The organism is Halorhabdus sp. BNX81, from assembly GCF_029229925.1.
In the GTDB taxonomy this organism is placed as follows: domain Archaea; phylum Halobacteriota; class Halobacteria; order Halobacteriales; family Haloarculaceae; genus Halorhabdus.
The window spans coordinates 1,076,211-1,102,107 of record NZ_CP107254.1 but is presented as its reverse complement, the minus strand read 5'-3'; the positions used below and the strand labels follow the sequence as shown (position 1 = coordinate 1,102,107).

Below are 25,897 nucleotides of genomic sequence, written 5' to 3'. Positions count from 1 at the left end.
AGCCATGACGAGGAGTCTAAGTACCACCGAAAAGTACCACCGGGTGTATGAGCGAACCCGAACTCGGTAAAGCCGATCGCGAATTCTTCGACGAGTACATCTACCCACGGCTCGGGGCCGACCGCGACGACGTCCGCCTCCAGCCACAGCACGGCGTCGACTTCGGCGTCGCCGACGTGGGCGGCCAGGCACTGGCGATGGCGACCGACCCCGTGTTCATCGTGCCGGCGGCGGGCTTCGAGCGGGCGGCGTGGTTCGCCTTCCACATCCTCATCAGTGACGTAGCGGTCTCGGGGCTCGATCCGGCATATCTCAGCGTCGACTTCAATCTCCCGCCGGAGATCACCGACGAGCAGTTCGAGACCGTCTGGGAGACCTTCGACCGGGAGGCCAAAGACCTCGGCGTCTCGATCGTCACCGGCCACACCGGTCGCTACGCGGGGTGTAACTACCCGATGGTCGGGGGCGGTACCTCACTGGCAACCGGTGACTTCGAGGAGTTGGTCACGCCCGACGGCGCTCGGCCGGGCGACCGCGTGATCGTCACGAAAGGGCCGGCGATCGAGGCGACGGGGCTACTTTCCGTTCACTTCGATTCCCTGATGGATGGTGACGTCCCGGACGAGGAGATCCAGGCCGCGAAGGACCGCTTTTTCGACATGAGTCCGATCAAGGAGGCGATGGTGGCTTCCTCGGCCGGCCCGGTCACGGCGATGCACGACGCCACGGAGGGCGGCGTCTACGGCGGCCTCTTCGAGATGGCCCGGTCGGCGGGCGTCGGCTTCGAAATCGAGAAGGATCGCATCCCGATTCAACCCGGCGTCGAGGCCGCCTGTGACTTTTTCGACATCGACCCGTGGATCTCGATCAGCGAGGGGACGCTACTGGCGACGGTCGATCCCGATGGGGCAAGCGATGTCCTCTCCGCGCTGGAACGCGAGGGAATCCCGGCAGCGGACGCCGGCCGGGTCGTCGAGGGATCGGGACTCACCGTCGACGGAGAACGTGTCGATCATCCCGGCAAAGATCCCTACTGGGCAGCCTTCGAGGAGTACATGGGGAAACTCCAGGCGGCCGAGGAGTAAGCCGCGTCGCCGCCTCAGGGCGCACCCGTCAGCACGAACGTACTCTCTGTTTCGCCGTTCCGGATCTCGCGGGTTGCCTCGGACGGAACGCGGACTGCGTCGCCGGACTCCATCTCGACTTCTTCGCCCTCGATCGTGACCGTGGCTTCTCCGTCCACGAGTAGGTACACCTCTTCGTGCTCCTCCGCGGCGTGATCGTGTGCTTTCCCCGACCAGCCGGGCTCACAATCGAGCACCGTCACCCCGACGGTCTCACACGCTAAGGCGTCCCGCAGGAAGTGCATCGACTCCGCAACCGGCTCGACGTCCTCGTAGTTGACTTTGGTGTATGTCATCCCGGCACAATGTTGAATCGCCGGCCGGAAAAAGCTGTTTCGAAACGGGCGGTCGCCGACCCGGGAGCATCACGGATTTGTACAACCGCCGAATAGACATGGCTATGACGCGCAACGAAGCACCACACGACCCGCCGACCGTGTTGACGATCGCCGGCAGCGACTCCGGCGGCGGCGCAGGGATTCAGGCGGATCTCAAGGCCATCGAGGCAGCGGGTGGATTTGGAACAAGCGCGATCACGAGCGTCACGGCCCAGAATACGACTGGCGTCCGGGGGAGTCACCTCCTGCCGATCGACCACATCGCGGCCCAGATCGACGCCGTGATCGACGATTTCGACGTCCAGGCGACAAAGACCGGTATGCTGGCGACCGCCGAGGTCATCGAGACGGTCGTCGAATACGCCGACGCGTTGCCCGAACTCGTCGTCGACCCGGTGATGGTGGCGGCGTCGGGTGATCGGCTGCTCGAACCCGAGGCCGAGGACGCCTACGAGCGACTCATCGCCGAGGCCACGTTGGTAACGCCCAACGCCGACGAGGCGGCCGTCCTGACCGGGATCGAGCCGGTCGACGAGTCGACGGCGATCGAGGCCGGCGAGGCAATCGTCGGGATGGGTGCCGACGCCGCCCTGGTCAAGGGAGGCCACATCGCCGGTGAGGACATCGTCGACGTGCTGGTCACTCCTGAATCAGTCCGGACGTTTCGGCACGAACGGATCGACACCGACGCGACCCACGGCTCGGGGTGTACACTCTCGGCGGCGATCGCCACTCATCGTGGGCAGGGAGAATCGCTGGCCGACAGCGTGGGCGCGGGGATCGACCTGCTCGCGCGAGCCGTCCGGTACAACCTCGACGTGGGCGAAGGACCGGGTGCCGTCCACCACCTCGTCGAGACGCGCGAGCGCGCTGAGCGTACTGCGACTGCCGAGGCGATCGAAGCACTCGTCGCAGACTTCGTGGGCGAGGGCGACGAGGCCATCCAGGGTGACATCTCCGCACTGATTCCCGAAGTCGGGACGAACGTGGCCGGCGCGACGCCGTTCGCCGAGCGGCCCGGGGAGGTGGCAGCCGTCGACGGCCGAATTACCCGGACGCTGGCGGGTCCCCGTCCGAACCGCGGCGTCCGGTTCGGCGCGTCGAGTCACGTCGCCAGATACCTGCTGGACGCCCGCGAGGGCGATGCGGACTGCCGCTTCGCGGTCAATTGGCGATACGACGAGAGGGTGGCCGAGGCGCTCGATACCCTGGACGGCGAGGTCGTCGAACTCGATGGCCGACCAACGCTCGAATCCGGGTTCGGGACCGAGTTCGCTACCGTGGACGATCCAGTCGCCGTCGTCGATCCGGGTGGCGAAGGACGCGTTCCGACCACGATCCTGCTTGCACACGATCCCGACACACTCCGGGAACGAACCGAACAACTGCTCGACGTGATGGCCTGACCTGTTAGTACCGCGGAATGACCGCGAGAGCGGTCACGACGACCACGAGTAGTCCGCCCAGTGCGGTGAATCCCGGCCCGGTCGCCGTCGTCGTCTCGGTACCATCCGCCGTTCCGAATCGGTTCGCTTGGGTCACCGATCCTGTCGGAGTCGTTACAGTCACCGTCGTCGACTGGTCACCCGCTGCGAGCGCGAACGTCCCCGATCGTGGTAGCGTAACCGTGGCCGCAACGGACAGTGTTTCGTTGACGTCCAGGGAAACCGATTCGACCGCGAATACGGTTCCGTTTCGCGTAAAGTTTATTTCTCCCGCAGCTGGAATCGGTGAATCGTTCACGATGGCGGCTGAAATCGTCACGTTCCCCGGTTCCGGGAGCGTCGATCGATCGACTGCGACTGACCGGACTGTGGGTGTCGCCCGCTCGCTCACCTGGACTCGTCTCTCCTGATGGCCGGTCGTGAGCCGATAGGAGCCAGGTCGATCGAACGTCGCTGAGAGGGTGAGTGTGGTCGATTCGCCGGCAGCGAGGGTTCCCGTCGACTGGGTCGCAACCGCACCGTCGATCGAAAGGGTTGCCCTGTAGGTTCCGGCCACCCCGCCGTCGTTCGTGACGGTGACCGGGATCGTCACCGTCTCACCGACGACAAGGGGCGGAATCTCGGCTCCTGTGACGGTCCGATACTCACCGTCGACGGTGATATCCGCAGTCTCGTCGACGGCGTAGGTGAATCGTGCCGGATCGACGACGACCGTCGTGGTTCGGCCGTTCACGCCCAGTTCGTACCGGCCGGCGTCCGACAGTATGACCGTCGCCTCGACGGGTTTCGACGCGCCGGGAGCCAGCGAGACGGTTCGCTCAGCGACGGTTGTCCCGTTTCGGGTGAACGTCACCGTTGTCCTCGCTGGCTCGTCCCGGTCGTTGACGAGCGTTGCCGAAAGCGTCACGTTCCCCGGCGCTTCCAGGGTCTCCCGATCGACCGCAACCGATTCAACCGAAGCACTCGCCGGCTCGGTGACCCGAATCGTCGTCTTGCTGGACTCGATAGCAACCGAGTACGTGCCAGGGTCCTCAAACGTGTGTGCCAACTCGATAGTGGCCGATTCGTTCGCCGCGAGTGTTCCCGAGACCCGCGAGACGACAGTCCCCTCGACCGTCAGCCCGATGTCGTAGGTCCCAGTCGACCCGCCGACGTTCGAGACCGTGAGTGGAACGACCACCGTTTCGTTGACGGCCAATCGGTCGATGTCGTCGGTCGAGACGTTCCGGTACGGCCCCTCGATGCGATAGGGCGCTGCATCCGACGCGAGTTCGTGCGTGAACTCGGCCGGCGCCGACCCGAACGCATCCTCGTGCTGGCGACGGGTCCACGTCGCGGGCGTCGCGTCGCTCGTGACGTATCGGTCCGCTGTCGCCGCGACTGTCTTGTTGGCGGCCGTTTCGACCGCCTCGATAAACCGGTCGTGGTCGATAGCAATGTCGTCGTTGAGGTCGCCAAACACAGTCTCGAAGCGCTTCGATCGGTCCGTGGCGAGTCGGATCTGTCTATCGAGTTCGCCGGCTACCAGCGCGCCCTTGTCGTATTCGGCCAGGCTGGTCCAGGTCGCCTGCTCAGCGAGAACCACCTCGTCGTATCGGTCGCGGCTTCCACGGGCCAGGACTTCCTCGAAACTGTCGAAATCAGTGAGGTCGTCTTCGAGTGCGAGTTCGGCGGCGTGGTACGTCGCCGTCGCCTCGATCAACCACTCGGTCGCGTTCGTCGTATTGAGTTGTTGTCTCGAATGGACGTACTCGTGGAGCCAGGTGTTGTCGGCGGTCGCTATCGGCTCGTCGGCCCGCACCCACATATCGCTCTCCCAGGTCTGTAATCCCAGGACGGCCCAGTCGACCGAGGTCGGAGCCGCCACGGTGAAGACCTGCTCGTCCCGATCGCCGACCCGGAGTTCGTCGGAGGCGTTTGCAAACGCCGCAAGGATCGCCTCGGGTTCGGCCGTCATCGAGGCGGCCTCGGGGACAATAAGGGTAAAGGATTGACCGTGGGCTGTGCGGCGGTAGGTCTCGTGTGGACCGAGAAACGCGACGTAGTCGCCGGCGGCACCCTCGCCAGCAACGGTTCGTTTTCGATCGACGCCGACCTGGACGTCGTCGTCGACCGATCGGAAGGTCCCGCTGACGAAACCGATGGAAGGTGGCTTTACCAGCGCCCACGAACCCGTATCGGCGTACAGATATCGACCGCTGCCACGCTCCGGACCGCCTCCCCGAGCCGTCTCGTTGGCGTCAAGATCGTAGGTAATCGTCGCTTCGTCACGCTCGCCAGTCCATTCGTACCGACGGCCCACAGTGGATTCGAACCCGTCGGTGTCCGTGACCGTGCCTTGCCAGGGGACTGCGACCTCAAACTCGGTTGCGGCCTCCGGAAACGTGACTGTCGCCGTCACTTCGATGTGGCCCGGGGTATCGGGTTGCAGCCGGTACTCTTGGGTGATGGTGACGTTGTTCCACTCGGTCGTCGCCAGCGCGGGATCGTCATCGGTGGCCGCTCCGGCCACGCCGACGCCCGCGGCCGTACCAATCACGAGTGCGATAAGAACAGCCACAGCACCGACGTGCCGCCTGTGCATGATAACACATTGCAGGCCCGAGTATTTGAGTGCGACGGCCCGCCGATCGAACGCATCCCGTAGCGTTTTAACCCACTTCGCACCCAGGAAGGGACATGACCGAAGCGACGGGGATCGTCGGCGAGTTCTTCTCGCTGAGAGACGGGGCTGACGCGGATCTACTGGCGATGCAAGTGGGGGATTTCTACGAGTTCTTCGGCGACGATGCCGAGACGGTCGCCGACGAACTCGACCTTCAGGTCTCCCAGAAATCGAGTCATGGCTCGTCGTATCCGATGGCTGGCGTTCCGGTCGGCGAACTCACGCCGTACCTGACAGCGCTCGTCGAGCGTGGCTACGATGTTGCCGTCGCCGACCAACACGAGACCGAAGACGGCCACGCTCGGGAGGTGAGCCGGGTCGTCACGCCGGGGACGCTGCTGTCGACGACTGACCCACAGGCCCGGTATCTCGCGGCGATCGTCGAGGGCGAGACGTGGGGACTTGCGTTCGCCGACGTGACGACCGGCGAATTCTTCGTGACGGAGGTGGGCGATCGGGACGCGGTCTTCAGCGAACTCTACCGCTTTGACCCGGCCGAGGTGCTGCCTGGCCCCACCGTACGCGCTGATGACGAGACGATCGAGCGGCTCCGAGAACGGACTGACGCGGCGGTCTCGCTGCACGCGACCGAATCGTTCGCGCCCGGCCGTGCCCGCCACCGACTCCGTGAACAGTTCGGTGCCGAAACGATCGACAGCGTCGGGATCGACGATGCCGACGCGGCCATCGCGGCCGCCGGGGCTGTGCTCTCGTATGTCGAAGAGACCGGCCAGGGCGTGCTTGCGTCGATGACACGCCTCCAGCGCTACGGCGCGAGCGATCACGTCGAACTCGACGCCACGACCCAACGCAACCTCGAACTCACCGAGACGATGCGGGGGGAAGAGAGCGGATCGCTCCTCGAGACGATCGATCACACCGTCACGAGCGCGGGCACCCGGACGTTGCGCGCATGGCTCCAGCGTCCCCGCCGATCGCGGGAGATACTGACCCGTCGGCAGGACAGCGTCGAGGCGCTCGCGAGTGAGGCAATGGCGCGTGAACGGCTCCGTGACGTCCTCGGGGACGCGTACGACCTCGAACGACTCGCGAGCAAGGCCGCCTCGGCGAGCGCCGACGCCCGGGACCTCCGGGCCGCGGTCGACACCCTGGAACTGTTCGGGACTGTCCGTGGGATCATCACCGAGACGCCGGCGCTGGCCGAATCGCCGCTTTCGACGTGGCTCGACGAACCCGATCCCGACGCCGTGGCGGGACTCGCCGCCGAACTCGACGCGGCGATCGTGGAGGATCCGCCGGGAACGATCACGGAAGGTGGCATCATCAAACCGGGCTACGACGACGAACTCGACGAGGTTATCGAGGAACACGAGGGGGCCTTAGAGTGGATCGAAACGTTGCCCGAGCGCGAGCAGCGCGAACACGGTATCACGCACCTCTCGGTCGACCGGAACAAGACGGACGGCTACTACATCCAGGTCGGCAACAGCGAGACCGGGAAAGTCCCGGAGCACTACGAGAACGTCAAGACGCTGAAAAACTCCGAGCGATACACCATCCCGGAGTTGACCGAGCGCGAACGGCAGATCTTCCGACTCGAGGAGCGTCGCCACGACCTCGAACACGAGCGCTTCACGGCGCTTCGTGAGCACGTCGCCGAGCATGCCGACCTCCTCCAGCGCGTCGGCCAGGCCCTCGCGGCAGTCGACGTGTTGGCGGCACTGGCGACCCACGCCGTCCGAAACGACTGGACCCGACCGACGTTGCGCGACTCGCGGGCGCTATCCGTCGAAGCAGGTCGCCACCCGGTCGTCGAGCAGACTACCGAGTTCGTCCCCAACGACCTCCGAATGGACGACGACCGGCGGTTCCTGATCGTGACCGGCCCCAACATGAGCGGGAAATCCACCTACATGCGCCAGGCGGCGCTGATCGTCCTGCTGGCTCAGATCGGGTCGTTCGTGCCCGCTCGGTCAGCAGCGGTCGGCCTCGTCGACGGGATTTACACTCGTGTCGGCGCGCTCGACGAGCTCGCCCAGGGCCGCTCGACGTTCATGGTCGAGATGCAGGAACTCTCGAATATCCTCCACTCGGCCACCGAGGATTCGCTGGTCATCCTAGACGAAGTCGGCCGCGGGACGGCAACCTACGACGGCATCTCGATCGCATGGGCGGCGACCGAATACCTCTCTTCGGCCCAGTCGGCATCGCCGTCGCCGAAGACGCTCTTTGCGACCCACTACCACGAACTCACGGCGCTGGCCGACCACATTTCGGGGGTCGAAAACGTCCACGTCGCCGTCGACGGCGAACCGGATGCGGCCGAAAGCGGGAGTGGTGCTGGCCCAGCCAGCGGAGCCGACAACGAGGTGGCGTTCCTGCGGACAGTACGGGACGGGCCGGCGGATCGCTCCTACGGCGTCCACGTCGCCGAGTTGGCCGGCGTCCCTGATCCGGTCGTCTCCCGGGCCCGGGAGGTCCTCCGGAAACTCCGGGCCGACGAGGCGATCGACGTCCAGAACGGCCGCTCGACCGACGAGACCCGGCAAGTCGTCTTCGATCTCGATTCCGGGCAGATGCGGGAGTCGAATACCGACCAGCGGCGGGCGGGCAACCCGGAAGGGAACGGGACAACCAGCGAACCCGCGGATTCGGACGGCGAGGTGATCGTCGACCGCTTCGGCGAGGACGCTCCGGACGTCCTCGAAACACTCGCCGATCTCGATGTCGAGGAGACGTCGCCGGTCGACCTCCTCGCCGAGGTTCAGGAGTGGCAGCGACGACTGGAGTGATCGCCCAGGCGACGCTCACGACCCAGGGAGGATGTCACCCAGCGCGCCACCGACGGACATCGGCAGGATAGCGGCGGCGAGTTCGCCGACGGCGACAAGCGGGTGGGCCCACGTGAGACGCCCCCACATCGCCATCAGGACGAATGCGGTCACCGAGGCGATGACCAGTACGCCGGCGAAGCGCTGCGGGATGAACCCGAGGTACGGATCGACGACGCGGACGTCCTGGATTTCGGCAACGTAGAGGATGCCGAAGACGAGCGCGAACGTGAACCCGGCGGTCCCGACCAGGAAGGGCGGGTGTGCCGCGAGATACTCGCCGACCTCGCTCGTCCCACCCTCGACGAACATCGGGATCCCGAACAGAACGCTTCCCAGCAGCGCCTCGGAGGCGTCCGCACGGTCGAATCCCGAGATGACGCGGCCGAACGACCCCTGTTGGCTCACCGAGAGCGCGGTCTCCCTGACAGTCTCGACCTTGGCACGCTCCGCAGGGGAATCGACGGTCGCTTCCAGTTCGTCGAGTTCCTCGACCAGGTCCGCGACGTTTGGCTCTTTGGATGGCCCCTCAGAGTCGAAGCCGTCGAAGATGCTCATGGACCGACGTTCCGTCGCCCGGTACATGAACGTGACCCGCCGATCGGCGATCGCTCAGTCCCAATGAACGGACCCGCCGATCGACAGCCGATCAGTCCCGTTGGACTGACGCACCCATCGACTCGAAAACGTCGAAGAAGTTCGGGAACGAGACGTCGACGTGCTCGCCGCCTTTGACGGTCGTTTCGCCGTCGGCGACCAGGCCGGCGACGGCCAGTGACATCACGATCCGGTGGTCCGCGCGGCCGTCGACGACCGCTCCCGAGAGGTCGGTGTCGTCACCGTGGATCGTCAGGGTTTCGGGCTCCTCGGTGACGCTTGCACCCATCGCCGTGAGTTCCTCGGCCATCGCGGCCACGCGGTCGGTCTCCTTGTAGCGGACGTGTTCGCAGTCGACGATCCGGGTGTCGCCGTCGGCGACCGCGCCCAGGACCGAGATCGTGGGGAGGAGGTCGGGCGTGTCGGCGACGCTGACCTCGACGCCCGACAGCGAGGACTGGCTGACGGTGATCTCGCCGGCGTCGCGATCCCAGTCGATGTCCGCGCCCATCCGTTCAAGGACGTCGACGATCGCCGAATCGCCCTGTGCACTCGGGTGGGCGCTGGTGACGGTAAGACCATCAGGCGCAGCGAGCGCGCCAGCAGCCAACAAATAGGACATCGACGAGAAGTCCCCCGGGACGGCGTACTCGCCGCCAGCGGGATCGTAGGTCTGTCCGCCAGGTACGTCAAAGCCCTCGGGCGTCGATTCGGCCTCCACGCCGAAGGCGTCGAGCACTTCGATCGTGATATCGACGTACGGCGCGGACTTGAGTTCGGTTTCGAGGTCGATCTCGATTCCCTCGTCGGTGACCGCGCCGGCCATCAACAGGGCCGTGATGTACTGCGAGGAGACGTCGCCGGGGATCGAGACCGTCCCACCGTCGACCGGGCCTTTCACCACGAGCGGAGCCTGGCCGTTCGCCCGCGAACTCTCGGCGCGACCGCCGAGTTGCCCGATCGCGTCGAGCAGGGGCCCCTGCGGGCGCGACCGAAGCGAGTCGTCGCCGGTGAGAACGGTGATCCCGTCGGCGAGAGCAGCGGTCGCCGTCACCAGTCGCATCGTCGTGCCGCTGTTCGCACAGTCGACAACGGTCCCCGGGACAGCCGGCCGCCCGTCGAATCCGGTGACTTCGAGCGCATCGACGCCGCGTTCGACGCTGCCGCCGTAGGCTTCGACGGCACCCATCGTCGCCTCGGTGTCGGCGCTGACCAGGGGATCCCGGACGGTCGCGCCGTCGGCGTATCCGGCGGCGAGGATCGCACGGTGCGTGTAACTCTTCGACGGCGGGGCCTGAACCCGGCCCGCGAGGGTCGACGGTGTGACGTGGACGTCCATGTGCCAATGGTTGTGAGGGGGCGATATGAGGATACCGGTGTCATCGTCCCGGATCGCACGCTCCCCCGAACTATTGGGTGGCAATACCACACATTTTTCTCCTCGACACGCGAGAGGTTCACGTATGGGGGAGCCAATCCGGGTGCTCCACGTCGACGACGAACCCGACTTCCTCGACCTCGTCGCGACGATGCTCGAAGCGGAGGACGATCAGTTCGTCGTCAAACGGGCGACCACCGCCAGCGAGGGGCTCGGACGGCTCGACGAGACGATCGATTGCGTCGTCAGCGACTACGAGATGCCCGGGCTGGACGGGCTCGAACTGCTGGCTGCCGTCCGTGAGGAGTACCCGGAGCTGCCCTTCATCCTTTACACTGCGCGGGGATCCGAGTCGATCGCGAGCGATGCGATCTCCGCGGGCGTCACCGACTACCTCGAAAAGGCCGGCGGGACCGAACAGTACGCCGTTCTCGCGAACCGGATCGAGAACGCCGTCGAGCAGTATCGGGCCCGGCAACGCGCCGACCGGCTCGACCGGATCAGAAGCACCGTCCGGGACGTCAATCAGGAACTCGTCCGGTCGCGCGACCGGGCCGACCTCGAACGTCGGGTCTGTGAGATCGTCACGGACGGCCCGCCCTACGCGTTCGCGTGGATCGGCGAGGCCGATCCGGACGCGGGGACCGTCGTCCCGCAGGCGAGTGCGGGGGCCGATGACGACTATCTGGCGGCGATCACGATCACGCTCGACGAGAGTCAGACGGACCAGCCCCCGACGGCCAGGGCACTCAGGACGAACGATCTCGTCGTGACCCAATCGATCGCCGACGAGGAGCCCGTCGACCCCTGGCGCGAACAGGCGCTCGAACGGGGCTTTGCCGCCAGTGCGGCCGTCCCGCTCTCCTTCGAAGACCGACAGTACGGCGTGTTGACCGTCTACAGCGGCGAGCCGGATCCGTTCGACGGGGCCGAGCGGGACTTACTCCGCGAACTCGCCGGCGACCTCGGCCACGCATTCCGTCGCTTCGAACAGGAGCGCCGGTATCGACAACTCTTCGAGCGGTCGCTCAACGCGATCGCCGTCCACGAGATCGTGACCGACGAGGAAGGCGAACCGATCGATTACGTGTTTCTGGAGGCCAACGGGGCCTTCGAGGACGCGACCGGGTTGGATCGCGAGGCGATCGTCGGCGAGCGGGCAACCGACATCTTGCCGGACCTGGATCCGACGTTCATCGAGACCTACGGGACGGTCGCCCTGTCGGGCGAACCGGTCGAGTTCGAACATTACGCGGAGTCACTCGGTCGCCGGTATTCGATCACCGCGTTCCCGCTGGGCGACGGGCAGTTCGTGACGACGTTCTTCGACGTGACCGACCGGCACGAGCGCGAACGGGAACTCGAGGCGATGAACGACCGCCTCGAGACCGTCCGCGATCAACTCGAACTCGCCCTGGAGACGACCAGCGCCTGCACCTTCGACTGGCGTCCGGGGGAAAGCGAGATCCAGTGGTACCCGACCTTCGAGGACGTCTTCGGCACCGATGCGACGGACGTCGAACCGATTTTCGACGCCTACTTCGAGCTCATCCCGCCGGACCATCGCGAACGGGTCAGATCCGCCATCGAATCGGCGATCGATGGCGGGACCGACTACGATCTCACGTATCCGGTTCAACCACACGACGAGCAACTCTGGGTTCGCGAACAAGCCGAGGTCATGGACGACGAGGATGGCCCCCGCGTCGTCGGGACGGTGACCGACGTGACCGAACTCAAGGCCTACGAGCGCCGGCTCGAACGCCAGAACGAGCGCTTAGACGAGTTCGCCGAGGTCATCTCCCACGACCTGCGGAACCCGTTGAACGTCGCCTTCGGCCGGGCGGAATTACTCGCGGAGAACTGCGAAAGCGACCACACGCGACCGTTGCTTGACGCGCTCGACCGGATGGACGACATCGTCGGCAACACGCTGACGCTGGCCCGCCAGGGCGACACTGTCGGCGAGACCGAACCCGTCCCGGTCGAGTCGGTCGTCGCGGAGTGTGCGGAGATGATCGACAGCGAGGCCGAGACGGTCGAGGTTCCCGAGGAATTCGGGATCCGGGGTGATCCCGACCGGATCAGACACGTCTTCGAGAATCTGCTCTCGAACGCCGTCGATCACGCGACGACGCCGACGGACGAACAAGCGACTGAGCGGGCAGGCGTCACGGTCCGCATCGACCGCATCGACGATCGTGGCTTCTACGTCGCCGACGACGGGCCGGGAATCCCGGCCGAGGAACGGGACGACATCTTCGAGTCGGGCTACACGACCACCGTCGACGGGACGGGACTCGGCCTCACGATCGTCGAGCGGATCGCCGAGGCCCACGACTGGGACGTCTCGGTGACCGAGAGCCGGGAGGGCGGCGCGCGTTTCGAGTTCACCGGCGTCGACATCGTGTAGTCAGCTGCTGGAGCTTCCGTAAGCGTCGGGTCGACCGGTCACTGGACGCTAGCGCTCGAAGCGCGGTTGATCATGTAGACGGCGATTGCACCCAGGATCACGTCGAGGACGAGCAGGATTGCGATCGAGGGGACGAGCGTGTTCCAGATCCCACCGAAGGCAGTCACGTCGAGCACTTCCATCACGTCGGCGTCGAGCATGATCGCCCGCGCGGCATCGACGCCGTAGGTGATCGGATTGTAGGTCGCGACCGTCTGAATCCAGGGCTTCATCTCCGAAACGGGGAGGAACGCACTCGAGACGAACAACAGGGGAAGCTGGACCATGTTGGCGGCGATGATCGTCGACTCCTGATCCCGCGTGATGAGCGCGACCGTATTCGAGAACGCCAGAAACCACAGCGAAAAGAGGACGGCGATGCCGACGATCGCCAGCGCGCCGGGGATCCCCGTCGCCACCTCCGCACCGAGGACGACGCCCAGCACGAGGATGATGACAACCTGGACGACGATCCGGACCAGCTCCGAGAGCGTCTTGCCGAGGAAGACCGCCGCCCGATTCATCGGCGTGACCAGGGTCTTCTGGAAGACGCCGCTTTCGATGTCATCGACGAGCCCAATGCCAGAGGAGGAGGCGACGATCAGTGCGATCTGGACGGCGATCGCCGGCAGGAGATAGGTTTCGTAGTTAATGCCCGTCTGGAGGGCACCCCCGGCGATGTTGCCGAACACCTGGGTGAACAACACGAGAAAGATGATCGGCTGGAGGAGCGAGGAGACCACCACGAAGGGGTTGCGGATCGCGTTGATGTTCCAGCGCATGAAGTTCGTCCAGACGTCACGCAGGAACGAGTTCGAGGTGCGAGCGACCTCGCGATCCGGGGCCGTGTCAGTACTCATCGGTCACCTCCGTCGGCAGCGGTGGTCGAACCTGCCGCCGACTCGACCGCGTCAGCGTCCGACTCGGCCGGATCCTCGTCGTCGAGATGCTCGCCGGTGATCGCGAGGAACACGTCATCGAGCGTCGGCGACCGGACGTTGAATCCGGTGACGGTGATCTCGGCGTCACGGAGCGCAACGAGCAGGTCGGGACCACGCTTTCTGGATTCACGGGACGTGACTGTAATGCCGTCATCAGTGATGTCGACGGTCGGATCGTCGGAAAACAGCCCGTCCTCCCGCACGATCTCCGCGGCACGCTGGCGCGCATCGGATCCATCATCGAGTTCGACATCGAGAATCTCGCCGCCGACCTCACGTTTGAGCGTTTCGGGGGCCCCCTCTGCGACGATCTCACCGTCGAGGATGACCGAAAGCCGATCACAGAGATGGTCGGCTTCCTCTAAGTACTGTGTCGTGAGGAAAATAGTTGTCCCGCGGTCGTTGATCTCCTCGAAATAGTCCCAGAGACGATTCCGGGCCTTCGGATCCAGCCCCGTCGTCGGTTCGTCGAGAAAGACCAGCGGCGGCTGGTGGACCAGCGCCATCGCGGCGTCCAGCCGTTTTTTCATCCCGCCGGAGAACCCCTCGGCCTGTTTGTCAGCGACGTCAGCCAGATCCACGAGGTCCAACAGTTCCTCGATCCGCTCGGCCCGGTCGGCCGTGGGCACACCGTACGCATCACAGGCAAACCGGAGGTTCTCACGGGCGGTCATCTCCGTGATGACACTCGTCTCCTGGGCCATGTACCCGATCGACTCACGGACCGCCTGTTGTTCGGTCTCGACGTCGAACCCGTTGACTTCGACTGTTCCGGTCGTCGGGGACAACAGCGTGGCAAGCACCTTGATCGTCGTCGTCTTCCCGGCTCCGTTCGGTCCGAGAAACCCGAAGAACTCACCCGAAGGAACGGCCATCGACACACCCGAGACCGCTTCGGTCCCATCGGCATAGGTAAGTCCGAGAGCCTCGGCCTCGATCGCGTACCGACGATCGACGGGCGGGTGTTCGTCAGTGGCGTCAGTCTGGTTCGTACTCATCTACTTCCGGGAAATATCGTAGCACACATAAGCACTTTGATTGAATGTTCAATCACACCCTCACAGGCGATGCACGTCTCTCAGTGCGCATCAGCTCGAGTTCGAGAGTGCGGTGCCATGTGAGGGGAACCGAAACTGAGAGGCGATGCAAACCGGGAGACTAATCGACACGGCACACAGACCACCACCAAGGATGACAGCGAGACTGTTTCCGGACGATCCGGACGAGACGCGCATCGAGATCCTGAAAGCGACGTATGCGGCGTTGTGCGAACACGGATATGCGGATCTGACCATCGAGCGAATCGGTCAGCATTTCCCGAAAAGCACGTCACTGGTGTATCACCACTACGAGGGCAAAGACGACCTGCTACTTGACTTCCTATCGTATCTGCTCGAAGATGCCGAAACGAGCCTGGGCACCGACGAAACTGCCGACGCTGATGAGCGACTTCGGACCATATTCGATCGGACGCTCTCTGGAAGCGAAACCCCGGAGGAGGCAGCGTTCCAGCAGGCGATGGCCTGGATGCGTGCTCAGGCCACGACCGACGAGGAGTACCGTGACCACTTCACCCAACACGATCGATTCTTCCGGGACCGGCTCGCCGACATCATCCGCGACGGCATCGAGGCAGGCACCTTCCGTGAGGTCGACCCGGAACAGGCGGCGACGATGCTGCACACGGTGTTGTCCGGCGCAATGGCTGAGCAGGTGACGTCCGATCTCGACCTCTCGACGATGCGATCGGAGGTCGATGCTTACATCGAGGAACGGCTCCTGCCAGCGGGTCGGTAACCCTTTGGCTTCGGCGGCCAGAACCGACAGCATGGAACCGGATCTCTCCGCCGTCGACGCCCGACTCGAAGCGGTAGACGCCGATGGCTATCTCCTCGACGCTGACAGCACTGACCCGAACCAGCAGTACCTCTCCGGGTTCGACGCCCCCGACCCGTTCGTGACCCTGTACGCGGACGGCACCCATCTCTTGTTCGTCCGGAGCCTGGAGTTCGGCCGTGCAAAGCGGGAGGCGCGTGCCGACACCGTCGAGCGGTTCGTCGACTACGACTACGATCGACTTCGGGAACGGCACGACCGTCGCGAGGCCGCTGGCCGTGTTCGAGCCGCGTTCCTCCGCGAGCACGGCGTCGAGAGCGTCGCCGTCCCGCCACGCTTCCCGACGGGAACGGCAGACGCGTTGCGCGAGCAGGGCATCGAGGTCACGGTCGATCACGACGATGCCATCGAGCAAGCCAGGGCTATAAAGACCGCCGCGGAGATCGACCATATCCGGACTGCCCAGCGAGCCAACGAGGCCGCGATGGCCGCCGCCGAAGACCTCATCAGGGGAGCCGCTGTCGACGACGAGGGTCGACTGCTCGCCGAGGGCGAAGTGTTGACCAGCGAGCGCGTCCGCGAGGAGATCGAAGTGACGCTGCTCCGCAATGGGTGTGCGCTCGACGAGACGATCGTCGCCTGTGGCGCGGACGCCGCCGATCCCCACGACCGCGGAAGTGGTCCGCTCATGGCCGACGAGCCCATCATCGTCGACATCTTCCCCCAGGACAAGGACTCGAAGTACCACGCCGACATGACACGGACGTTCCTGGTCGGTGAGCCATCTGAGACAGTTCAAGAATGGTTCGAACTGACCGATCAGGCTCGAAAGGCGGCCATCGATGCAGTCGAACCAGGTGTCACCGGAGCCGAAGTTCACGACGTCGTCTGTGACGTCTACGAGGACGCCGGCCTGCCGACGCTCCGGAGCGACGGGAGCGCCGAGACGGGGTTCATCCATTCGACGGGTCACGGCGTCGGGCTGGCAGTCCACGAACAGCCGAGCGTGAGCCAGCGCGGCGGCGAACTCGAACCCGGCCACATCATTACGATCGAGCCTGGCCTCTACGATCCCGACGTCGGCGGCGTTCGGATCGAAGACTTCCTGGTCGTGACCGACGACGGTGCGGAGAACCTGACCGAGTACCCGGTGGCACTCACCGGGGAGTAACACGACGACAGCCGGGCCACCGAATCGACTGTTATTGTGCGGCGATCAATCGTTCCACGGCCTCACGGTCCGGCAGCGGTTCCATCGCCCCCGTCTCAGTCGTCGTCAGTGCGCCGACGGCGTTGCCAAACGTGACTGCGTCCGGAAGCGATCGCCCCGCCAGCAAGGCCGTGATCGTCCCCGCCGTGAACGCGTCACCGGCCCCTGTCGTGTCGACGACGTCCACGTCGACAGCAGGCTGGTCCACCTCGGCCGGCCCCCACGGAGCGTCGGCCGTCGCCATCCCGTACGTTCCGTCAGCGCCGCGGGTGAGAAACACCGTGTGCGGGCCGTACGCGAGCAGTTCCTCGGCGACCAACGCGATGTCCTGGTCGATCGTCTCCAGCAGGACAGAGAGATCCTCGCGATCAGTCTTGACGACGTCGGCAAGTTCGAGCGCCCGCCGCATCGTCGGTTCGAGGTCGGCGGGATCGGGCCAGAGATCCTCGCGGGTATTGGGGTCGAACGAGACCGTACAGGCCTGGGCCTGTGCGCGCTCGGCGAGGTCAAGCATCGCGGTTCGAACCGGCGCTTCACAGAGCATGACGCCACCGAAGTGGACCCACTCCAGGTTCGCGAGCGTCTCGTCAGGGACGGTTTCGGACTCCATCGCCATCGTGGCGGTCCCCTCCTTGTAGAAGACGAACGACTGGTCGGCCGCCGGATCCTCGCCGACGAGCGTGTGGGCGGTCTTCCGGTCGACGTCGACCTCGACAAAGCGGTCGGGCACGCCCTGGGTTTCGAGGACGTCAGCGAGATGCTCGCCGAACGGATCGGCCCCGAGTCGCGTCCAGAGATACGGGGGCGTTCCGAGGCGGGTCATCGCGACCGCGAGGTTCGCCGGTGCGCCGCCGGCCCGGCGTTCGAACGTCTCGGCGTCGGCGAGTGGGCCGGCCGTCGTCGGGAACAGGTCGATGAGTGTCTCGCCCGCGATCAACACGTCTGGATCGGTCATATCGAGCGGTTCGTCACGACGGCCTATCGTTCCTTGCCTTCGAGAGCGAGGGACGGATGCAACCCGAGCTCACAGCGACCGGAGTCCCTCGAAACAGGCTCCGATCGGATGATACCCTGGCTCGACGGCGGGGCCCTCGTCAGTGTCGATCGGCTCGTTTGCCCGCGTCAGCTTGGTGTAGAAGTTTCCGCCGGGCGCGGTCAGGTGGGTCTGGGCGTACTCCCAGAACCGGTCGTACCAGTCCAGATAGGCGTCGTCGCCGGTCCGCTCGGACAGCGCCGCGGCCGCACCGATGCCCTCGGCGACCGGCCAGCCGTATTTGTCCTCGACGATCGGCTGGCCATCACGATCGAACGTATAGTAGAACCCGCCGAACTCGTCGTCCCAGCCGTGCTCGATGGCCATCTCGAACAGTTCCTCGGCGCGGTTGATCGCCCACTCGACCTCGGCGTCGCGGTCGAGGATCGCCAGGAGTTTCGCCCACTCGACGTGGTGGCCCGGCTGGTAGCCCCACGGCCGAAAGAGATCCTTCGGCTTCTCGCGGTTGTAGTCCATGTCGTGGTCCCACGATTCGGTGTAGTGTTCCCACAGACGACCGTCGTGTTCGCCAGCCAGGTCGACGGTGAGTGCATGGGCGATCTCGCGAGCGCGGTCGAGATACCGAGCCTCGCCGGTCGCCTTGTGGGCGGCGAGCATCGCCTCGCAGGTGTGCATGTTGGCGTTCTGTCCACGGTAGGCCGACGCCTCGGCGAAGTCGCCGTCGAACTCACTCTGACAGAGGTGATGGGCCGGTTCCCAGAAGTGCTCCATCAGCAGATCGTACGTCGCTTCGATCCCCTCGCGGGCCCCATCGATGCCGGCCTCATGCGCCCGAGCATACGCAAGCAGGACGAACGCGTGCCCGTAGCAGACGCGCTTTCGATCAACAGTTTCGGCCCCTTCGAGCAGCCAGTCGTAACCGCCGGTCTCGGGATCGTAGTGCCCCTCCCGAAGGAATTCGACGCCGTGCTCGGCGGCATCGAGCCACGGCTGTTGGTCCTCGAACCGAGCGCCGAGACAGCAGTTCACGACGTAGCGCGTCGTGGCGACCAGGTGTTTCGACTCCGCGTCGTAGATCTCCCCGGTCTCCTCGTCGAGTTGGGCGATGTATCCACCCACCTCCTCGTCGATCCCGGTCGGATAGTAGAACGTGAGAACGTCCCGAAGGCGATCGACGAGCCAATCGGCCCGCCGGTACTGATCGGCCATACTGAGAGGGTCGGACGAGGAAAGCAAATAGGCTTCGACGGGACGAGCAAGTGCGGACGAGAAGGAGGGGCGTTGACTGCCGGCCTGACCCCTCCCGCGCCGGGATGCTGGCGTTTATCACCGGCGCGGCCCCACCAACGGGTATGAACATTGTACCGGACACGAGCGTCATTATCGACGGGCGTGTGTCCGATCGCATCAGCGATGGCGAGTTCGCCGACGCGACGGTCGCGGTCCCCGAGGCTGTCGTGGGCGAGCTTGAATCCCAGGCCAACGAGGGGAGACAAACCGGCTGGGACGGGCTCGAAGAGCTTCAACGGTTGGCCGACCTGGCTGACGACGGCGAGATCGAGATTGCATACATCGGCCGTCGACCGGAATCGAGTGAGCGACGGGCCGCCGACGAAGGCGATATCGACGCGTTGATCCGCGATCTTGCGGAGGATCGAGACGCGACGCTGGTCACCAGCGACGTCGTCCAGAGCGAGGTCGGTCAAGCGAAGGGACTCGACGTCGTCTTTATCGAACCAGTCGGCAGAGACGTCGAATCTCTAGATATCGGGCAGTTCTTCGACGAGACGACGATGAGCGTCCATCTCAAGGTGGGCGTCGCGCCGATGGCCAAACGCGGGGCGATCGGCGACATGCACTACGAGCGGATCCGGGAGGACGTCTCGACCGAGGAACAGCTCAAGGAGTTCGCCCACGACATCGAGGAGAGTGCTCGTGCCTCTCCCGACGGGTTCATCGAGATCGACGAACCCGGAATGCGTATCGTCCAGTTCCGCGAATACCGGATCGCGATCGCCCGCCCGCCGTTTGCCGACGGCCTGGAGATCACGGCCGTCCGGCCGATCGTCAAGACGGACCTTGAGGATTACGAGTACGCCGACGAGCTCCGGGATCGACTGGTCGAACGCCAGCGCGGCGTCCTCATCTCGGGCGCGCCGGGGGCCGGCAAGTCCACCTTCGCTCAGGCAGTCGCCGAGTTCCTGACCGACGCCGACTACTCGGTCAAGACCATGGAGAAACCCCGGGACCTTCAGGTCGGCCCGGAAGTCACCCAGTACACCGAACTCGCGGGCTCGATGGAGCGGACCGCGGACTCGTTGCTGATGGTCCGGCCGGACTACACCATCTACGACGAGGTCCGCAAGACCGACGACTTCGAGGTGTTCGCGGACATGCGCCTGGCCGGCGTCGGCATGATCGGCGTCGTCCACGCGACGCGGGCCATCGACGCGCTCCAGCGGCTGGTCGGGCGCGTCGAGTTGGGCATGATCCCCCAAGTGGTCGACACCGTCGTCTACATCGAGGCCGGCGAGATCGACACTGTCTACGACGTCACCACCGAGGTGAAAGTGCCCGAGGGCTTGATGGAGGAGGACCTTGCGCGGCCGGTGATCGTCATCGAGGACTTCGAGACCGGAAGGCCCGAGTACGAGATCTACACCTTCAACCGCCAGGTCGTGACGGTGCCGATCGGCGAGAGCGAGGAGAGCGAGAGCGGCGTCGATCGGATCGCCCGCCAGGAAGTCGAACGCGAGATCCGGTCGATCGCCGACGGCCACGTCGAAGTCGAGGTACGGGGCCGCGACCGCGCGATCGTCTGGGTCGAGGATCGGGACATCTCCCAGGTCATCGGCAAGGGTGGCGGCCGGATCAGCGACGTCGAGAACCGCCTCGGGATCGACATCGACGTGCGGACGTTCGACGAACGACCGGGCGGGAAGCGTCGCGGATCGACATCCGGAAACTCCGGGGGCGGTTCGAGCAGTAGCTCGGCGGGCGTCGCAGTCACGCCGGAGATCACCTCACGGCACGTCATCGTTCCGGCCGACGGTCACGCCGGCGAGACCGTCGAGGTCCAGGCCGACGGCGAATACCTCTTCACCGCGACCGTGAGTCGGGGCGGCGAGATCCAGGTCTCCCGGGGGAGTGCGATCGCCGAAGAACTCGAACTGGCGATCGACCGGAGCCAGCAGATCGTCGTGTCGCCCTCGTAAACGGTCGATACCGGTCGTTCGCTCAGTTGTCGTTTGAATCCGAGCCGTCGGCCGAGTCGTCTTCGTCCGTGTCAACGACGGATTCGTCGACCTTCTCCTCGACCGTTTCCTCGACTTTCTCCTCGACCGTTTTCTCGACCGTTTCCTCGACTTTCTCCTCGACTGTCTTGCCAACCGTCTCTTCGACCGACTCGTCGACTGCCGCTTCGACTGTCTCTTCGACGGTTTCACCGACGGTTTCTTCCACGGTCTCCTCGACGGTTTCTTCGACCGATTCGCCGACCGTTTCGTCGACCGCTGCTTCGACGGTCTCCTCGACGGTCTCGTTGACTGACTCGCCGACCGTTTCGCCGAGCGTTTCCTCGACAGTCTCGCCGACTTGCTGGTCGACCGTTTCCTTGACGGTGGACTCGACGGTATCACCCACTTGCTTTTCGACCGTCTCGTCGACTGTCTCTTCGACGGTCTGTTCGACGGCCGAAACCATCCACTCCGGATCGTACTGTGACATCTTCCAGGCGACGTGAACGAAGTACGATACCAGCACGCCGATGCCGAACGCGATCCCCACATCGTTGTCAACGACGACAATCAGCACAACCGAAACAAAAATTAACGCCCCATACACGGCGTCAACCAGGGCGTCTGTTCGTTGTTGATTCATACTCCTATTCCGCCCAGCGTGGTGAAATCCTTTGGGATGGAAGGCCCTGCGTAATCAATAGACGCTCGATTCCGTAAGAAAGCGCTCGAAACGTCGCCTCGGTGACAGTCGGCCGGCTCAGTCGGCGACAGGTTCTGCATCGGGAACTGCCTCGAGCGCCGTTTCGAGTCGGCTATCGACCTCCTCGACGAGCGATTCGAGGTCGTCGTTGTCGACGACGGAGAACAGCTGGGTCGGATCGACGACACTGACGCCCGTGGCGTCGCCGTCATCGTACACGACGACGTTGCAGGGCAACAACGCACCGAGTTCGAACTCCTCGTCCAGTGCGTCGTACGCAATGCCGGGGTTGCACGCACCCAGGATGCGATACTGGCCGAACTCCGCGTCGAGTTTCTCCCGGAACGCCCCCTGGACGTCGATGTCCGAAAGAATGCCGAATCCTTCCTCACCCAGTGCCGCCGTGACGGCCTCGATCGTGTCTTCGAACGATGCGTCGACGCGATAGCGGTTCGTATACGTTGCCATGAGACGACAAACGAGGGCGATCGGGGTAATTCCTCCCCTCCGAACAAGTATTGCCCGTTATTGAATTTTGTGAACAAGACTACGGCTCCGAAAGCCGACAGTCGGACGTTGCTCCACCGAGAGATCCGGCGACTCCGTCGGCCGACGGATTACTCCCCACGCAATTCGGCCATGTGGTCGATCCGGGACTGCACAAGGTCGGCTTTGCCGATGTCCCAGCGCACGCGCAAGCCATCGGTGCCGGCACGCTCCAAGGCCTCGGTCGTGATCGCCTCGGCATCGGTGATCGAATCCGCGACGCCGACGACCGCAAAGGAACGTGAGGTGGTGGTGTAGATCCCGTCATCGCGTTCGTCGACGCTCGCGTAGAACAGTGTGGCCGCGCCGGCGCTTTCGGGGTCGATCTGCACCTTTGCTCCGGCTTCCGGGTCCGCCGGATAGCCGTCGGGGACAGCGTACTTACAGACGGTCGCTGCCGACTGGAACTGGAGTTGCGGCAGCGCCTCGCCATCACGGGCGGCGACGAGGACATCGAGCAGGTCAGTCTCCATCACGGGCAAGGTGTTCATCGCCTCGGGATCGCCAAAGCGGGCGTTGAACTCGACGACTTTCACACCCTCGGCGGTGAGCATGAACTGGCCGTAGAGGACGCCCTTGTACCCCTCCAGCGCGTCGACCGTCGCTTCGAGGATGTCGACGGCTTCGAGGTAGTCCGCCCGATCCATGAACGGCAGTTCGAGGGTGGCGTCGCTGTAACTCCCCATCCCGCCGGTGTTGGGTCCCTCGTCGCCCTCGTAGGCCCGTTTGTGGTCCTGAACGGCGGGCGTCACGCGGACGTCGCCGTTCGCGACGAGCGCCTGGACCGTAAACTCCTCGCCGACGAGTCGCTCTTCGAGAACGAGTCGGTCGTGATCGGACTCGCGGATGTATTCTTTGGCCTCCGCGGCAGTGACCTGATCGCCGATGACGCGGACGCCTTTCCCGCCGGTCAGTCCGGCCGGTTTGACGACGAGGTCGCCGTCGTACTCGTCGATGAACGCACAGGCGGCCTCGCTGTCGGTGAACTCCTCGAAATCCGGGAGGCCGGGGATGTCGTTTCGCTCCATGAACCGACGCTGGAAGCCCTTGTCCGTCTCGATGCGCGCTTCGTTCTGTTGTGGGCCGAACGCGTAGACGCCGGCGTCGTCGAGCGCGTCGGCGACGCCCGCTTCGAGCGGACTCTCCGGGCCGACGACCGCAAGTGTCGCGTCGGTTTCCTCGGCATAGGTCCTGACTGCCGTCGGGTTGGTGGTATCCAGCGTCTCGAACCCGTCGGCGAGACTGGCAATGCCTGGATTGCGGTTGCCGGCGGCAGCGTACAGCGAACAGTCCGAGTCGGCGAGCGCACGGGCGACCGCATGCTCTCGACCGCCACCCCCGACCAGTAGTACCGTCTCTGTCATGGGAGAATCGCCACGCCAGGGGAGTGTAAAGGTTGCTCTTTGCCGGACAGCCCTCCGGACGGAGATGGCGTCCATATCGCCGCCTGCACGACGGTTTTACCGCCGGGACTCCCAACCCCGGTATGACCGATCCGACCGATCGTAACCGACTTGCTGCGGAGGGGAGCCCGTATCTGCAGGCACACGCCGACAATCCGGTTCACTGGCAACCCTGGGACGAGACAGCACTCTCGACCGCCGAGGACGAGGACAAGCCCATCTTCCTGTCGATCGGCTATGCCGCCTGTCACTGGTGTCACGTCATGGCCGAGGAGAGTTTCGAGGACGAAGCGACGGCAGCCGTCCTCAACGAGAACTTCGTCCCAATCAAGGTCGACCGCGAGGAGCGCCCGGACGTCGACCGGATCTACCAGACGCTGGCCCAGCTACTCGGCCAGCAGGGCGGCTGGCCCCTCTCGGTGTGGCTGACGCCGGATGGCCGTCCGTTTTACGTCGGCACCTACTTTCCACCGGATTCCCGTGGTGGCCGGCCCAGATTCGCCGACCTGCTCGAAGACCTCAAGGAAACCTGGGAGAACGATCGCGACGGAATCGAACAGCGGGCCGATCAGTGGGCTGATGCCATCAGCGGCGAACTCGAAGGGACGCCCACTCCAGCCGATCCCAGCGACGTTCGGAGCGACGAACTACTCCGTGCGGGCGCTGACGCGGCCGTCCGCACCGCCGATCGGGAACAGGGCGGCTTTGGCTCCGGTGGGCCGAAGTTCCCCCAGCCCGGCCGCCTGCAGCTGTTGTTGCGCGCCGACGCCAGGTTCGGCAGTGAACGCAGTGCTGACGGCGACGGCGCTGACCCCGGCGAATACCGGGCCGTCCTCACCGAGAGCCTGGACGCGATGGTCGACGGCGGCCTCTACGATCACGTCGGCGGCGGGTTCCATCGGTACGCGACCGATCGATCCTGGACTGTGCCGCACTTCGAGAAGATGCTCTATGACAACGCCGAGATCCCGCGGGCGCTCATCGAGGGCTATCGGGTGACCGGCGACGAGCGCTACGCCCGCGTCGCCGGCGAGACGTTCGACTTCCTCGAGCGCGAACTCGGCCATCCCGAGGGCGGATTCTACAGCACGCTCGACGCCCGCAGCGAGGGCGAGGAGGGGAAGTTCTACGTCTGGACACCCGAGGAGGTCCGGGCGGCTGTCGCGGACGAAACTGACGTCTCGCTCGTCCTCGACCGCTACGGGATCACCGAGGACGGCAATTTCGAGGACGGTCAGACTGTCCTGACGATCGCCGCGAGCGTGGACGAACTGGCCGCCCAGTCGGGGCTCGAAGTCGATGACGTCCGGGACCGACTTGAGCGGGCACGCGAGCAGCTGTTCGACGCGCGGTCGGAGCGCACCCGACCGCCGCGCGACGAGAAGATCCTCGCGGGGTGGAACGGGCTGGCCATCTCCGCGCTCGCCGAAGGATCGCTCGCGCTCGAAGCGGATCACCTGGATCGCGCCGTCGATGCCCTGGAATTCGTCCGGGAGACGCTCTGGGACGAGGATAGCGGCCTCCTCAAGCGTCGATATATCGACGGTGACGTCCGCGTTGAGGGGTACCTCGAAGATTACGCCTTCCTCGCTCGGGGCGCACTCGACTGCTATCAGGCGAGTGGCGATCCCGATCAGCTCGCGTTCGCGCTGGATCTCGCCGAAGAGATAGCGACGCGATTCTTCGACGAGGATGCGGGAACGCTGTATTTCACCGAGGAAGCTGGAAGCGACGCCGGGACGGACCTGCTTGCTCGCCCCCAGGAGCTGACGGACCGCTCGACACCCTCCAGCGCCGGCGTGGCTGTCGACGTGCTCGTCACGCTCGACGAATTTGTCCCGCACGATCGGTTCGGAGCGGTCGCGGGTGCGGTCCTGGAAACACACCACAGTGCTATCGCCGCCGACGCGCTCCAGCACGCGTCGCTGGTGCTGGGAAGTGATCGCGACCAGCACGGCTCGACCGAACTGACGATCGCCGCCGATGAGATCCCGGCAGAGTGGCGCGAACGCGTCGGAGAGGTGTACCTCCCCGCTCGCGTACTCGCTCGTCGACCGGCGACCGAAGCCGGGCTAGCGGAGTGGCTAGACCAGTTCGGGCTCGAGGACGCGCCGCCGATCTTCGCCGGGCGGGCGGCCGACGGCGGACCGACGATCTACGCCTGCCGGGAGTTCACGTGTTCGCAGCCCCAACAGGACGTCGAGGACGCCCTGGCGTGGTTCGACAGCGGCCCCTGA

Annotated in this window: 19 protein-coding genes; 8 read left to right on the top strand and 11 right to left on the bottom strand. The window is 65.0% G+C overall.

Annotation, left to right across the window (positions count from 1 at the left end; all coding sequences use genetic code 11):
* Nucleotides 1-47: 47 nt before the first annotated feature.
* A complete protein-coding gene (locus HBNXHr_RS05510) occupies nucleotides 48-1,085 on the top strand; it encodes an AIR synthase family protein (RefSeq protein ID WP_275883465.1) in 1,038 nt (345 codons plus the stop codon).
* A gap of 14 nt (nucleotides 1,086-1,099) precedes the next feature.
* On the opposite strand, the gene HBNXHr_RS05505 is transcribed toward HBNXHr_RS05510, so the two are convergent.
* Nucleotides 1,100-1,420, bottom strand: coding sequence for a cupin domain-containing protein (locus HBNXHr_RS05505; RefSeq protein ID WP_275740216.1), 321 nt, complete (start codon nucleotides 1,418-1,420; stop codon nucleotides 1,100-1,102).
* Between the two features lie 104 nt (nucleotides 1,421-1,524).
* Here HBNXHr_RS05505 and thiD point away from each other — a divergent pair, with 104 nt between their 5' ends.
* Nucleotides 1,525-2,868 (top strand): bifunctional hydroxymethylpyrimidine kinase/phosphomethylpyrimidine kinase, encoded by a 1,344-nt coding sequence (gene thiD, locus HBNXHr_RS05500; protein WP_275883464.1) that lies wholly within the window; start codon nucleotides 1,525-1,527, stop codon nucleotides 2,866-2,868.
* A gap of 4 nt (nucleotides 2,869-2,872) precedes the next feature.
* Here the strand turns inward: thiD and HBNXHr_RS05495 are convergent, their stop codons facing one another.
* Nucleotides 2,873-5,491, bottom strand: coding sequence for a CARDB domain-containing protein (locus HBNXHr_RS05495; protein ID WP_275883463.1), 2,619 nt, complete (start codon nucleotides 5,489-5,491; stop codon nucleotides 2,873-2,875).
* 95 nt (nucleotides 5,492-5,586) lie between these two features.
* Between HBNXHr_RS05495 and mutS the strand changes: the two genes are divergently transcribed.
* Entirely contained in the window at nucleotides 5,587-8,325 is a 2,739-nt protein-coding gene (gene mutS / locus HBNXHr_RS05490; protein ID WP_275883462.1) for a DNA mismatch repair protein MutS, read from the top strand.
* Between the two features lie 15 nt (nucleotides 8,326-8,340).
* On the opposite strand, the gene HBNXHr_RS05485 is transcribed toward mutS, so the two are convergent.
* Both HBNXHr_RS05485 and aroA read right to left on the bottom strand, forming a co-directional pair.
* Nucleotides 8,341-8,922: a DUF2391 domain-containing protein gene (locus HBNXHr_RS05485; RefSeq protein WP_275883461.1), complete on the bottom strand. Its 582-nt coding sequence runs from the start codon at nucleotides 8,920-8,922 to the stop codon at nucleotides 8,341-8,343.
* Nucleotides 8,923-9,013: 91 nt separating this feature from the next.
* Nucleotides 9,014-10,300 carry a 3-phosphoshikimate 1-carboxyvinyltransferase gene (aroA, locus tag HBNXHr_RS05480; protein ID WP_275883460.1) on the bottom strand — a complete coding sequence of 429 codons (1,287 nt, stop codon included), beginning with the start codon at nucleotides 10,298-10,300 and terminating at the stop codon, nucleotides 9,014-9,016.
* A 124-nt stretch (nucleotides 10,301-10,424) separates the two neighbouring features.
* On the opposite strand from aroA, the gene HBNXHr_RS05475 reads away from it, so the two are divergent.
* Nucleotides 10,425-12,752 (top strand): ATP-binding protein, encoded by a 2,328-nt coding sequence (locus HBNXHr_RS05475; protein ID WP_275883459.1) that lies wholly within the window; start codon nucleotides 10,425-10,427, stop codon nucleotides 12,750-12,752.
* A 38-nt stretch (nucleotides 12,753-12,790) separates the two neighbouring features.
* Here the strand turns inward: HBNXHr_RS05475 and HBNXHr_RS05470 are convergent, their stop codons facing one another.
* Nucleotides 12,791-13,651 (bottom strand): ABC transporter permease, encoded by an 861-nt coding sequence (locus HBNXHr_RS05470; RefSeq protein ID WP_275740202.1) that lies wholly within the window; start codon nucleotides 13,649-13,651, stop codon nucleotides 12,791-12,793.
* Nucleotides 13,648-14,730, bottom strand: a complete 1,083-nt coding sequence (locus tag HBNXHr_RS05465) for an ATP-binding cassette domain-containing protein (RefSeq protein WP_275740200.1) — start codon at nucleotides 14,728-14,730, stop codon at nucleotides 13,648-13,650. Before HBNXHr_RS05465 ends, HBNXHr_RS05470 begins: the two co-directional genes overlap by 4 nt.
* A gap of 193 nt (nucleotides 14,731-14,923) precedes the next feature.
* Between HBNXHr_RS05465 and HBNXHr_RS05460 the strand changes: the two genes are divergently transcribed.
* Together HBNXHr_RS05460 and HBNXHr_RS05455 are read left to right on the top strand one after the other, a co-directional pair.
* Nucleotides 14,924-15,529: a TetR family transcriptional regulator C-terminal domain-containing protein gene (locus HBNXHr_RS05460; RefSeq protein WP_275740198.1), complete on the top strand. Its 606-nt coding sequence runs from the start codon at nucleotides 14,924-14,926 to the stop codon at nucleotides 15,527-15,529.
* Between the two features lie 31 nt (nucleotides 15,530-15,560).
* Nucleotides 15,561-16,739, top strand: a complete 1,179-nt coding sequence (locus HBNXHr_RS05455; protein WP_275883458.1) for a Xaa-Pro peptidase family protein — start codon at nucleotides 15,561-15,563, stop codon at nucleotides 16,737-16,739.
* Between the two features lie 31 nt (nucleotides 16,740-16,770).
* Here the strand turns inward: HBNXHr_RS05455 and HBNXHr_RS05450 are convergent, their stop codons facing one another.
* On the bottom strand, nucleotides 16,771-17,733 hold the full coding sequence (locus HBNXHr_RS05450) for a carbohydrate kinase (RefSeq protein ID WP_275883457.1): 963 nt from the start codon (nucleotides 17,731-17,733) through the stop codon (nucleotides 16,771-16,773).
* 69 nt (nucleotides 17,734-17,802) lie between these two features.
* A complete protein-coding gene (locus HBNXHr_RS05445) occupies nucleotides 17,803-18,981 on the bottom strand; it encodes an AGE family epimerase/isomerase (RefSeq protein ID WP_275883456.1) in 1,179 nt (392 codons plus the stop codon).
* 143 nt (nucleotides 18,982-19,124) lie between these two features.
* On the opposite strand from HBNXHr_RS05445, the gene HBNXHr_RS05440 reads away from it, so the two are divergent.
* The gene (locus HBNXHr_RS05440) at nucleotides 19,125-20,987 is read left to right on the top strand and encodes a PINc/VapC family ATPase (RefSeq protein WP_275883455.1); all 1,863 of its coding nucleotides are present in this window, start codon (nucleotides 19,125-19,127) and stop codon (nucleotides 20,985-20,987) included.
* 22 nt (nucleotides 20,988-21,009) lie between these two features.
* Here HBNXHr_RS05440 and HBNXHr_RS05435 read toward each other — a convergent pair whose 3' ends face one another.
* The 3 genes from HBNXHr_RS05435 to purD all read right to left on the bottom strand — a co-directional run bounded on the left by HBNXHr_RS05435 (nucleotide 21,010) and on the right by purD (nucleotide 23,621).
* Nucleotides 21,010-21,651, bottom strand: a complete 642-nt coding sequence (locus tag HBNXHr_RS05435) for a hypothetical protein (protein ID WP_275883454.1) — start codon at nucleotides 21,649-21,651, stop codon at nucleotides 21,010-21,012.
* A 117-nt stretch (nucleotides 21,652-21,768) separates the two neighbouring features.
* On the bottom strand, nucleotides 21,769-22,179 hold the full coding sequence (locus tag HBNXHr_RS05430; RefSeq protein ID WP_275883453.1) for a DUF302 domain-containing protein: 411 nt from the start codon (nucleotides 22,177-22,179) through the stop codon (nucleotides 21,769-21,771).
* A gap of 149 nt (nucleotides 22,180-22,328) precedes the next feature.
* Nucleotides 22,329-23,621: a phosphoribosylamine--glycine ligase gene (purD, locus tag HBNXHr_RS05425; RefSeq protein ID WP_275883452.1), complete on the bottom strand. Its 1,293-nt coding sequence runs from the start codon at nucleotides 23,619-23,621 to the stop codon at nucleotides 22,329-22,331.
* A 122-nt stretch (nucleotides 23,622-23,743) separates the two neighbouring features.
* Between purD and HBNXHr_RS05420 the strand changes: the two genes are divergently transcribed.
* On the top strand, nucleotides 23,744-25,897 hold the full coding sequence (locus tag HBNXHr_RS05420; protein WP_275883451.1) for a thioredoxin domain-containing protein: 2,154 nt from the start codon (nucleotides 23,744-23,746) through the stop codon (nucleotides 25,895-25,897).

Bases quoted from the DNA above. Each gene is read 5' to 3' on its own strand.
- HBNXHr_RS05510 (WP_275883465.1), top strand. From the start codon at position 48: ATGAGCGAACCCGAACTCGGTAAAGCCGATCGCGAATTCTTCGACGAG.
- HBNXHr_RS05505 (WP_275740216.1), bottom strand. From the start codon at position 1,420: ATGACATACACCAAAGTCAACTACGAGGACGTCGAGCCGGTTGCGGAG.
- thiD (WP_275883464.1), top strand. From the start codon at position 1,525: ATGACGCGCAACGAAGCACCACACGACCCGCCGACCGTGTTGACGATC.
- HBNXHr_RS05495 (WP_275883463.1), bottom strand. From the start codon at position 5,491: ATGCACAGGCGGCACGTCGGTGCTGTGGCTGTTCTTATCGCACTCGTG.
- mutS (WP_275883462.1), top strand. From the start codon at position 5,587: ATGACCGAAGCGACGGGGATCGTCGGCGAGTTCTTCTCGCTGAGAGAC.
- HBNXHr_RS05485 (WP_275883461.1), bottom strand. From the start codon at position 8,922: ATGAGCATCTTCGACGGCTTCGACTCTGAGGGGCCATCCAAAGAGCCA.
- aroA (WP_275883460.1), bottom strand. From the start codon at position 10,300: ATGGACGTCCACGTCACACCGTCGACCCTCGCGGGCCGGGTTCAGGCC.
- HBNXHr_RS05475 (WP_275883459.1), top strand. From the start codon at position 10,425: ATGGGGGAGCCAATCCGGGTGCTCCACGTCGACGACGAACCCGACTTC.
- HBNXHr_RS05470 (WP_275740202.1), bottom strand. From the start codon at position 13,651: ATGAGTACTGACACGGCCCCGGATCGCGAGGTCGCTCGCACCTCGAAC.
- HBNXHr_RS05465 (WP_275740200.1), bottom strand. From the start codon at position 14,730: ATGAGTACGAACCAGACTGACGCCACTGACGAACACCCGCCCGTCGAT.
- HBNXHr_RS05460 (WP_275740198.1), top strand. From the start codon at position 14,924: ATGACAGCGAGACTGTTTCCGGACGATCCGGACGAGACGCGCATCGAG.
- HBNXHr_RS05455 (WP_275883458.1), top strand. From the start codon at position 15,561: ATGGAACCGGATCTCTCCGCCGTCGACGCCCGACTCGAAGCGGTAGAC.
- HBNXHr_RS05450 (WP_275883457.1), bottom strand. From the start codon at position 17,733: ATGACCGATCCAGACGTGTTGATCGCGGGCGAGACACTCATCGACCTG.
- HBNXHr_RS05445 (WP_275883456.1), bottom strand. From the start codon at position 18,981: ATGGCCGATCAGTACCGGCGGGCCGATTGGCTCGTCGATCGCCTTCGG.
- HBNXHr_RS05440 (WP_275883455.1), top strand. From the start codon at position 19,125: ATGAACATTGTACCGGACACGAGCGTCATTATCGACGGGCGTGTGTCC.
- HBNXHr_RS05435 (WP_275883454.1), bottom strand. From the start codon at position 21,651: ATGAATCAACAACGAACAGACGCCCTGGTTGACGCCGTGTATGGGGCG.
- HBNXHr_RS05430 (WP_275883453.1), bottom strand. From the start codon at position 22,179: ATGGCAACGTATACGAACCGCTATCGCGTCGACGCATCGTTCGAAGAC.
- purD (WP_275883452.1), bottom strand. From the start codon at position 23,621: ATGACAGAGACGGTACTACTGGTCGGGGGTGGCGGTCGAGAGCATGCG.
- HBNXHr_RS05420 (WP_275883451.1), top strand. From the start codon at position 23,744: ATGACCGATCCGACCGATCGTAACCGACTTGCTGCGGAGGGGAGCCCG.